The organism is Faecalibacterium sp. An192, assembly GCF_002160175.1.
Classification (GTDB): Bacteria; Bacillota; Clostridia; order Oscillospirales; family Ruminococcaceae; genus Faecalibacterium.
Genome location: NZ_NFKB01000080.1, coordinates 1 through 9,058, shown reverse-complemented (window position 1 = coordinate 9,058; position 9,058 = coordinate 1). Strand labels below are relative to the sequence as shown.

7 protein-coding genes are annotated in these 9,058 nt (G+C 59.4%); 2 read left to right on the top strand and 5 right to left on the bottom strand.

The features are described from left to right. From B5F27_RS15165 to B5F27_RS15150, 4 genes are all read right to left on the bottom strand, one after another. Positions 1-1,079, bottom strand: a 1,079-nt coding sequence (locus B5F27_RS15165; RefSeq protein WP_087368920.1) for a hypothetical protein, incomplete at its 3' end; no start/stop codon positions are given. Next, positions 1,073-1,819 (bottom strand): LytTR family DNA-binding domain-containing protein, encoded by a 747-nt coding sequence (locus B5F27_RS15160; RefSeq protein WP_158098272.1) that lies wholly within the window; start codon positions 1,817-1,819, stop codon positions 1,073-1,075. The genes B5F27_RS15165 and B5F27_RS15160, both read right to left, overlap by 7 nt. Before the next feature lie 225 nt (positions 1,820-2,044). Next, positions 2,045-3,316, bottom strand: a complete 1,272-nt coding sequence (locus tag B5F27_RS15155) for a GHKL domain-containing protein (protein ID WP_087368919.1) — start codon at positions 3,314-3,316, stop codon at positions 2,045-2,047. A 4-nt stretch (positions 3,317-3,320) separates the two neighbouring features. Then, the gene (locus tag B5F27_RS15150; protein ID WP_087368918.1) at positions 3,321-4,034 is read right to left on the bottom strand and encodes a LytTR family DNA-binding domain-containing protein; all 714 of its coding nucleotides are present in this window, start codon (positions 4,032-4,034) and stop codon (positions 3,321-3,323) included. 234 nt (positions 4,035-4,268) lie between these two features. Here B5F27_RS15150 and B5F27_RS15145 point away from each other — a divergent pair, with 234 nt between their 5' ends. Together B5F27_RS15145 and B5F27_RS15140 are read left to right on the top strand one after the other, a co-directional pair. Continuing rightward, a complete protein-coding gene (locus B5F27_RS15145) occupies positions 4,269-5,012 on the top strand; it encodes an ABC transporter ATP-binding protein (RefSeq protein ID WP_087368917.1) in 744 nt (247 codons plus the stop codon). Positions 5,013-5,016: 4 nt separating this feature from the next. Then, the gene (locus B5F27_RS15140; RefSeq protein ID WP_087368916.1) at positions 5,017-7,143 is read left to right on the top strand and encodes an FtsX-like permease family protein; all 2,127 of its coding nucleotides are present in this window, start codon (positions 5,017-5,019) and stop codon (positions 7,141-7,143) included. 303 nt (positions 7,144-7,446) lie between these two features. Here the strand turns inward: B5F27_RS15140 and B5F27_RS15135 are convergent, their stop codons facing one another. Next, positions 7,447-8,547, bottom strand: coding sequence for an ankyrin repeat domain-containing protein (locus B5F27_RS15135; protein ID WP_087368915.1), 1,101 nt, complete (start codon positions 8,545-8,547; stop codon positions 7,447-7,449). Positions 8,548-9,058 lie beyond the last annotated feature (511 nt).

The window sequence follows — 9,058 nt, the reverse complement described above, 5'->3', positions numbered from 1 at the left end:
ATGACGCCGGGATTGGCCACCATCTTGCATCGGATGCAGCGCTGTTCCTGAGGCAGCGCCAGATTGGCATGGATGGCGTTTTCCAGGGCGTTGGCCAGAACGATGGCCAACTCGCCCTCGTCCACAGGAAGATCGTCGGGCAGGGCGATTTTGGCCTCCACCGGAATGCCCTGATTCTGGGCCTGCCCAAAGTAGGAGGAAAAGACCGCATCCAGGACCGGCGGCCGGCACCAGCGGATGGCCTTCTGTTCGTCCAGCCGCCGCTGGGCGGCGTCCAGAAAATCCAGCGCCGCGTCGATGTCGCCCCGGGATACCAGTTCGGCCACTGTCTGAAGCCGGTGGCGCAGATCATGGCGCTCGGTGCGGATGGCGTCTTCTGCTGCCTTCACAGCTTCTCTTCGGCTTTGCAGGGCGGACAGCTGCAAAGCGGAGAGCTGTGCGTCGTGGCGGGCCTCCGACTCTTTTCGGATGCTGGTAAAGTAGAACATCAGGATGGAATAAACTCCCAGCATCAGCAGGCCGATCGCAGGTTTGAGGAAGGTGCCGCCTGGATCAAAGCCGGCATATCCGGGGACCAGGTAGACGGCAATGATGTAGTAGGTTGCCATGACCAGGCAAATCAGCCACCAGCCCCGGTGCAGCTGCAGCAGGATCTGAAAAAACAGAGGGCGCAGGAAGCGGATCAGGAACCAGATGACCCCTGCGCTGAGGACGGCGTAGGACAGCACCATCACCCAGAAGCGGCTGCCGGACAGGTAGTAGAACAACGCTGCTCCGTGGTGGATCAGCGTACAGAACAGAACGACCGAGAGCTGCTGAAAGATCAGCCGCCATCCCCGGAACCGGCTGAGCGAGAAAAAGAGCAGGATCAGCGGGATGTGGATGGTCATTGCATAAGTCCAAAAGGCGGTGTCCAGATCCACCGACCGGTACAGGACGGCCACCGCCGCCATCAGCAGGAGGGTGACGCAGGAAACAATGAAAATGGTCCGCCGCCGGGAATATCGGCTGTCCATGAACAGAAACGCCATCATCATATATAGAACCGTCAAGTACTCCATAATAAACAGCTCTACCATGCGTTCCGATCCTCCAGCCAGTAGCCGCCCCAGGCTTTTTTGAAATCCACGGCCGAGGTCCGGGGCAGCGCCACCGTCTGGCCGTTGTCCAGCAGGGCGATTTGGCCGCTTACGCCGGTCACATGCTGGAAGTTCAGCACAAAGCTGGCTCCGCACAGGTAAAAGCGCCGGTCAGCCAGCAGGGGAGAAGCCGCCTCGCGGAAGGAAACCCGGATGCTCTGGGAATCCACCACGCCGGTGGTGCAGTAGTAGCGCATGCAGCGCCCCACCCGCTCCACATACCGAATCTGTTCCAGCAGAATCCGCCGTGGCCCGTTCGGCGTGCTGACCATAATGGCGCTGCTCCGCCGCCGGTTCAGCTTTTCCACTGCCCCGTCCAGCACCTGAAAGAGTTTGGCTTTTTCGACGGGCTTGAGCAGATAAAAGAAGGCCTGGACGTCGTAGCTGTCGGCGGCAAAATCGTTGGAGTGGGTGAGATAAATGATTTCGCCGCCCTCGCCCAGAGCCCGCAGAAGCCGGCCGGTGTCGATCCCGCTGGGCTTGGGCATCAGGATGTCCAAGAGATAGAGGTCAAAGCCTCCCGCATTCTCCGCCCTTGCCAGCAGCGCCCCGCCGCTCTGGAATGCTTCCACTTGACCTTTCAGCCCGGGCCGGGACTGAAAATAGTCATCCAATAACGCCTCTGTCTGATGGATCTGCTTTTCTTCGTCGTCGCATATGGCGATCCGCAGCATTGCCATTCTCCCTTCCGCAACGGAGTGCAAATTTTGCGCACAAAGCCTCAAATTCTGCGCATCTGTTCCCCGTTTTTTGACGATTGTTAGTATGAAAATAGCATGGAAGCTCCCAAACGTCAAGGGGCAGACCCAAAGAAAGACGGCCATCGAAATGGCCGCCAAACAGATTTTGCTCGACAAAAATCCGGTCATATCAGGACGATGGCCCCGGGCGGGACCGGCGCGTGATTACGGGTTCTCCGGCGGCAGGAGCGGAAAGCAAATCACCAGTTCAAACCGGCCGTCCCGGACGCCGGCCTCCAGAGTGCCGTGGTATCGCTCTGCGATCTCCCGCATCCCGGGCAGGCCAAAACCGTGGGCGGTTTTGTCTGGTTTGGTGGTGGAAAGATCCGCCGGAACAGGTCGGCCCACCGGGTTCAGAACCTGCAGCATAAACAACCCCTTGTCCGCTTTGCAGCGGACGGTGACCCGGGGCTCCGCCGCACCGCTGGTCCCTTCGATGGCGTTGTCCAGCGCGTTGCCCAGAAGGGCACAGAGGTCGGTGTCCGCCATGGGCAGCTTTGCGGGCAGAGAAACCGAGAGATCGGCGGGGATGCCCCGCCGGTCCAGCTCCTCCAGCTTGGAGGACAGAACCACCTGGGCCGTCTCGTTCTCGCAGATGCGGCCTTTGGGCTGGAGAGCAGGGGAGTCGGACATCTGGTGTAGGTAGTCCAGCGCCTGCGCGGATTCTCCAGCCTCCAGAAGACCCTGCAGGACAGTGAGGTGGTTCCGCAGATCATGGCGCAGACGGCGTACCTGGGTTTCCTGCTGCTGCAACCCCTGATAGTAAGTTTCCCGCAGACTGGCCAGCTGGCTGCTGCGCTCCAGGCGCTCGTGGTCGGCCAATACCGAGATGGCCAGCAGAAGCATCAGGGCGGTGAACAGGGCCAGAGGCAGCACCACCAGTCCCTGATTCAGTGCCACGGCGTTGACCTCCGGGGATTGGTATTTGCGGGAGGTCAGCAGGACAACCGCAATCAGAGCGCACAGGGGCATGGCAGCCAGCCCCAGCACCAGATTCCACAGCCGTCCCGACAGGTTGGGAGGCTGTCTGGGCAGCCGGCGGCGGAACAAAAGATACAGTCCGCCATACATCAGCGAGCGGAGAAGCTGGTTTAAGCCGATGTAGGACATCCATTCCAGATAGGTGTCCAGGATGGCGCTGATGGACATGATGAGGGTGAAAAAGATGATGGAGACCGCCAGCCGTCCCGGCCGCGGTCCCTGGGTGGACAGCAGGCCCAGCAGCAGAAATACCGGCAGGGCATAGAGGAGGTTGGGGTCCCCGATCCAGATGACGGCCACGCTGGTGATGGCCAGGTTCAAAAACAAAGCTGCCTTCCAGAACCAGCCCCGGCGGACCTGTGCAAAACCCACCCAGGCGGAAAAGAGCACGAAACCGTTCAGGGCCGCCGACAGAATCCAGAGGCCGCTCTGCCACAGTTGGCGAATCATCAGCATGGCACTATCCCTCCAGTTCCGCCCGGGTGAGAGCCAGCAGGGCGGACTGCTGGCAGGAGCGGCTGACCGGCAGACGGGTTCCGTCCTGCAATGTGACTTCGCCGCTTTCCAGCCGGGCGACCGCCCCGGCCCGGACCAGATAGCGCTGGTGAATCCGGACAAAGCGGCTCCCCACGTCGGCGGCCACGGTGTCCAGTTTTCCGTAGAAGATATAGGTCCGGTCTGGGGTGACGCATTGTACCTGCCGCCGGTCGGAGGCAAAGTACAAAATCTTCCCCATCGGAATGCGGTAGTAGGTCTCTCCGCTGCGGCAGATATAAGCCTGGTCCAGCTGCCGCACCAGGGCGGCCTGGGCGCGGTACAGAACCGATTCCAGCTGTTCGTTCCGGGGCGGCTTCATCAGATAACCCAGAGCGCCCACCGAATACCCGTCGAATACATGGTCTGCATAGCCGGTGACAAACACCAGCTGCAGTCCCTCGTCCGCCGCCCGGAGACGGCGGGCGGTCTCCATGCCGTCCATTTCCCGCAGTTCCATGTCCAGAAAGAGCAGGTCCAGCTCCCCGGCATGGCGGCCGTACCACTGCAGCAGTGTTTCGCCCGAAGAAAACTCGAAATATTGCGCCGGCACATTTCTGGTGTCCAGAATGCGTTCCAGCGCCGAGCGAAGAACCAGACGCGCATCCGCCAGATCGTCGCAGATCCCAATTCGCAGCACAGCGATTCCCCCTGTTGGTGAAAGAAATGATGGCTTTATTGTACCACAGGGGAGAGATTCCTCAAAATCAAACTTGACATAAAACCCGCCAAAAATGACATCCTCCGCGGCTTGCGAGCAAAACTTGACCACCCCGGTGCCAAATGTGACAGCCCCGTTTGCAGCAGGCCGCTGCCGCCGGTATCATGGACTTGTCAAAAGAAACCATGCAGCCGGGAAAGGACGGGCGATATCATGCTGAAGGTACAAGATCTGCACAAATCCTATCAGGTGGGAAAAACCTCCTACGAAGTTCTCAAGGGCGTGTCCCTGGAAGTGAAAAAGGGAGAGTTTGTGGCGGTGATGGGGCCGTCCGGCTCGGGCAAGACCACCCTGCTGAACTGCATCTCCTGCTATATTCCCATCGATCAAGGCAGCATCACCCTGGACGGTGCCGAGTTGGCCCGGCTGGGGGAGGAGGAACTGGCCCAGGTCCGCAACCAGCAGCTGGGATTTGTGTTTCAGGATTTTCTGCTGCTGGACGGCTTGTCCGTCCGGGAAAACATTTTGCTGCCGGCCATCATCGGCGGCGCCGTCACGGCCCGGACCGAGGAGCGGGCCAACCAGCTGTGTACGGTGTTCGGGATCGGTGCCATCCGGGACAAATACCCGGCGGAAATTTCCGGCGGCGAAAAGCAGCGTACCGCCGTGGCCCGGGCCCTGATCAATCATCCGCTGCTGATTCTGGCGGATGAACCCACCGGAAACCTGGATTCCAAATCCAGCCGGGCGGTGATCCGCTCCTTTGAGCAGGCGCGGGATGTGCTGGAGGCCACCATTTTCATGGTGACGCACGATTCGTTTGCGGCGTCTTTTTGCGACAGGGTGGTGATCCTCAGGGACGGGGTGGTCTGGAAGACGCTGGCCAAAGGGCCGGATGACCGGGCCGCGTTTCAGGACAAACTGCTGGACACCATCCGGGAAATGGACAAGGAGTGATACGATGCGGCATTTTTCTGAAGTTTACGGTGTGCTGCGGCGCAAAAACAAGAGCCGGTATGCTCTTTTGGCCGGGTGCAGCTTCTTTTCGGTCCTGCTGATTACGGCCTACAGCTGTATGATGCGTTCGCCCACCATCCTGTCGGTGCTGCCGGAGGGCGGCGACTCCCGCAAACAGGTGATGATGGTGTTTGTTCTGGCGGTGGTGGGATGCGCCGTCTTTACGGCCTATGCCGCCGGGCTGTTCTTCCGGCAGAAATCCCGGGAGACAGGCGTGTTCCTGGCGCTGGGCGCCGCCCGGCGGCAGCTTCAGGCCGAGATGGGGAAAGAGCTGGCGGCGCTCTCTCTGCTCTCCTGTGCGGCGGGGGCCCTTCTGGGCGGTCCGCTGGCCTGGGGCGTGTGGCAGATATTCCGGCTGTTTCTGGTGGATTCCCAGGAAATGGCCCTGACCTTTGACCCGAAGGCCTATCTGCTGGCCCTGCTCTTTGACGGGTATGTGGTGGCGGTCCTGTTTTGGATGGGGAACCGTGCCGTCAGGCGCACCAACATCATGGACGTGGTTCAGGAGTCCCACCGCTCGGAACCCATCCGGGAGGTCAAACCCTGGTATGGCCGGGTGGGGATTCTTTTGGTGGTGACAGGCGCGCTGGCCGGCTACCTGATGCCGGGTTTCTTTGTGAATGTCCTTTGCTGGTATCCGCCTTCTGCGGTGAGCGCGGTTTTTTATCTGCCTGCCCTTGTGGGGATCTATATGATTCTCCTCCACACGGTGGTGAACGGCTGGCGAAGGGGAAAGAGATACCAAAACATCATCACCAAATCCATGATGAAATTCCAGGGCCGGCAGACGGTGCGGAATATGCTGGTGATGACGCTGCTGATTGCCGGGGCCTATTTTGCCGCCTTTTATGCCCCCATGCTGAGCAGCAGCTCGGCCTACAGCTTTTCCAGCCGGCCGGTGGATTTTGAATACCACAGGCGCAGCGATCAGGAACAGATCGGGCGGCAGGAGGTGGAAACTCTGGCGCAGGAGTACGGCGTCGAGATCACTTCCTGGGCGCAGGAGGAGGCGGCGTCTTTAGGCGGTGACGGCACAGTGTCCATCGAGAGGAACAACGGCGTCTTGGGGGTTACCTATACCACCGAATACCGGGAAATTGCATCCGGCGGGACCTTCTTCTCCGAGTCGGCCTGGAATGCCCTCACCGGCCAAACGGTTGACCTGGCGCCCGGCACCTGTGCCAATGTGCTGGATGACGAGGGCGGCGGGGACTATCTGTCGGGGGGCGATGTAACCATCGTCACCAACATGGTCACAGGGGAAAGCCTGAACGTCGTTCCGGCCCAGCCGCTGCGGTTCACCATGCTGCTGGGGTGCTATGTGCTGGATGATGGCGATTACGCCGCCATCACCCGGGGGCTTACGGATGACTGGAAACAGACCTATGTCTGCTTCAATGTGGCGGACGTGCAGGCCAGCTATCCCTTTGCAGATGCCCTGTTTCATGAGATCGTCAGCCGCTCCGGCCCGGAGGCAGAGGTGTTTGATGCCTGGGACCCGGTGAGCCGGCAGCTGCAAATAGCCGAAAAGGGAAGCTATAACTACGACGACCCGGAATACCTGAAAGCCAACGGCCTGACCGTCATCGATTACGACCAGTGCGACACCTCGGATTTCCGGAACTATTGGCTTTATATGCCCCAGTTCCGCGTCCTGGATCAAAACGATTTCGTGACCACCATGGCGGTTTTTCTGATGCTGTTTATCTTCATTGCGCTGATCTGCTTTGCGGCGGTGGTGGTCATCGCGTTCACCCGCTGTATGACCCTGGCCCTCACCAATGCCCGCGTGTACGATGACCTGAGGCATCTGGGAGCGTCCAACGCCTATCTGTTCCAGACAGTCCGGGGGCAGGTTTCCAGGGTGTTTCTGGTTCCCGCCGTTGTGGGAACAGCCATCATCAGCGCCTTTTATGGCATGATTCTCTACTTCAACGACAACCGTTTCACGCCTGGCGAATTTGCAGGGATGGGCACCTGTGCTGTGGTAATTCTTGTTTTGTCGGCGGTGCTCTATGGCGTTTACCGCTTTACCCGCCGCAGAGTCTGCCGGATACTGGGGATTGCCTGAATTTGTTCCAGATGGCGTGTTAAAGATGGGCCTGCAGACCTGCACAAGGATGCGGCGGCTGCATGAAATAGACAGAGAGAACGCCCGGCGGTCTGTCTTGCGACAGGCTGCCGGGCGTTTTGCGCGTTTGTCAGATTTGAAACTCAGGGGATTTTTTGCAGGCCGTACCATGGAAAAGCTTGCTGGGCTTTGATTCCTGCAACGGGAAACGGAATAGAATTTCCGCTTTGATAGCCGGTGCCTGGGAACAGGACAGGCCGGTGCAAGGGTTGGCCGAGAGGGGCGCGGTGCCCTCTGAGGAGTTCAGGCTTTGGAACCTGCATCGGATTCCTCAAACTCGCCCTCAATCATCCCGTTGAGGTACCGGCCGGGATCTGCGATGAACTCATCCCATTTGGCCAGAGGATGAAACTCCTCATGCTCGGTGTCCAGATACCAGAGTTTCCGGTCTCTGGGACTCCACAAAAGCAGATAGTCGCTGTAGTTGTCCATCCGCGCCATGAGGGAGAGCAGCTTTCTCCGCTTCCACTTCATTTCCTTCAGATCCATGTAGGGGCAGAGCTCCACCCACTTCACCCATTTCTGCTCCGGGAATTCCAGCCGCAGGGGACTGGTTTTCAGGTAATTCACCAGTTTGACGGGCAGCTTGTAGGGGGCCAGCTGGCGGGCTTTTTCCTGTTTGCTGTACAGGTCTTCCGGCTCCAGGGTTCTCAGATAGTCGGCCATTTCCTGGTTTTTGTTGCGGACCGCCACCGTGTAGGGGCGGTCTCCGTATTTGTCCGGGAGGGTGATGTCCGCCCCGTGCTCAAAGAGCCAGCGCACCATGGGGAGATTGTTGGAGCGGGCCGCCTCGGTGATCGGCGTGGAGGCATAAGGATAGACCACGTCCGGCAGATGGTAGTTGATGTCTGCGCCTTTTTCCAGAAGCAGCTTAGCCAGGGTGAAGTCTCCCTCCGACGCGGCAGCCCGGAGGGCCTCGCCGCCGTATTGGGCCACGGTGATGCCGGCCTTTTCCAGGACAGGAATGTTCTCAGGGCGGTTGCCCCAGCGGATTTCCTGGAAAAGCCGCCGCTTGTGGGCTTCGTCCAGCTGCTTGGCTTGTTCGATAAAGAGTTTCACCACTTCGGGGCCGCAGCAGCGGACCACAGCGAGGGGGAGCGGCTTTTCCTCCGCCTTTTCCGGGTCGGCGCCCCGCTCCAGCAAATACCGAATCATGGCAGGGTCGTTCCGAAAGACGGCGATTTCCAGCGGCATGAGCTTGGTGTACCCGCTGATCCGGATCGGTGTGTTGAGGTCCAGTCCGCCCTGGAGCATGGCCTCCAGTTTGGGAAGATCGCGGTCATAAATGGCCACAGCCGCTTCCGGCAGGGTCTTCCAACGGCCGATGTGTCCAATTTTGTACATTTCAGGCACCTGCTTTCTTTCTCTTTGATCGGGCGCATGATTCCGCCATAACCCCGGGTTTTGCTGCATCCAGGGAAGTTTGAAGCCGCTGTTTCTGCCGCGCCCACAGGTATTACTTGCCGAAAACGCCGTCCGCAGCGCGAGAGAGCACTTCCGGCTGGTATCATCGGAACCGGCAGCAAAACCCATGCCGCCCGAGAGGGCCGGACGAACGGTTCCTGACAGTTCTCCTACAGTGGAGCAGAACAGCCTGTGCAAGGCTGCGAAAAAAATGGTATTATCAGTCATTATAGCACAAATTCAGGGAAAAAGGGAGAGAAAAACGATCCATTCTGTCCACTGGGGCAAAGGGCCCGGCGGGCTTCAAAACAGAATCGCTCGAAAACCAAAAGCCCCGCGGAATTGAACCGGTCCAAATTGTGTGGACAGTACAAAAAAGCCCCAAGTGTAGGAGATTAGGATTCAGCAGGAGTGGCGGAGCGTTAGCGGAGCCACTCCTGCTTTCGTTTGG

Excerpts from the sequence above, each read along its gene's own strand:
- B5F27_RS15160 (WP_158098272.1), bottom strand. The coding sequence starts at position 1,819 with ATGGCAATGCTGCGGATCGCCATATGCGACGACGAAGAAAAGCAGATC.
- B5F27_RS15140 (WP_087368916.1), top strand. The coding sequence starts at position 5,017 with ATGCGGCATTTTTCTGAAGTTTACGGTGTGCTGCGGCGCAAAAACAAG.
- B5F27_RS15145 (WP_087368917.1), top strand. The coding sequence starts at position 4,269 with ATGCTGAAGGTACAAGATCTGCACAAATCCTATCAGGTGGGAAAAACC.
- B5F27_RS15155 (WP_087368919.1), bottom strand. The coding sequence starts at position 3,316 with ATGCTGATGATTCGCCAACTGTGGCAGAGCGGCCTCTGGATTCTGTCG.
- B5F27_RS15135 (WP_087368915.1), bottom strand. The coding sequence starts at position 8,547 with ATGTACAAAATTGGACACATCGGCCGTTGGAAGACCCTGCCGGAAGCG.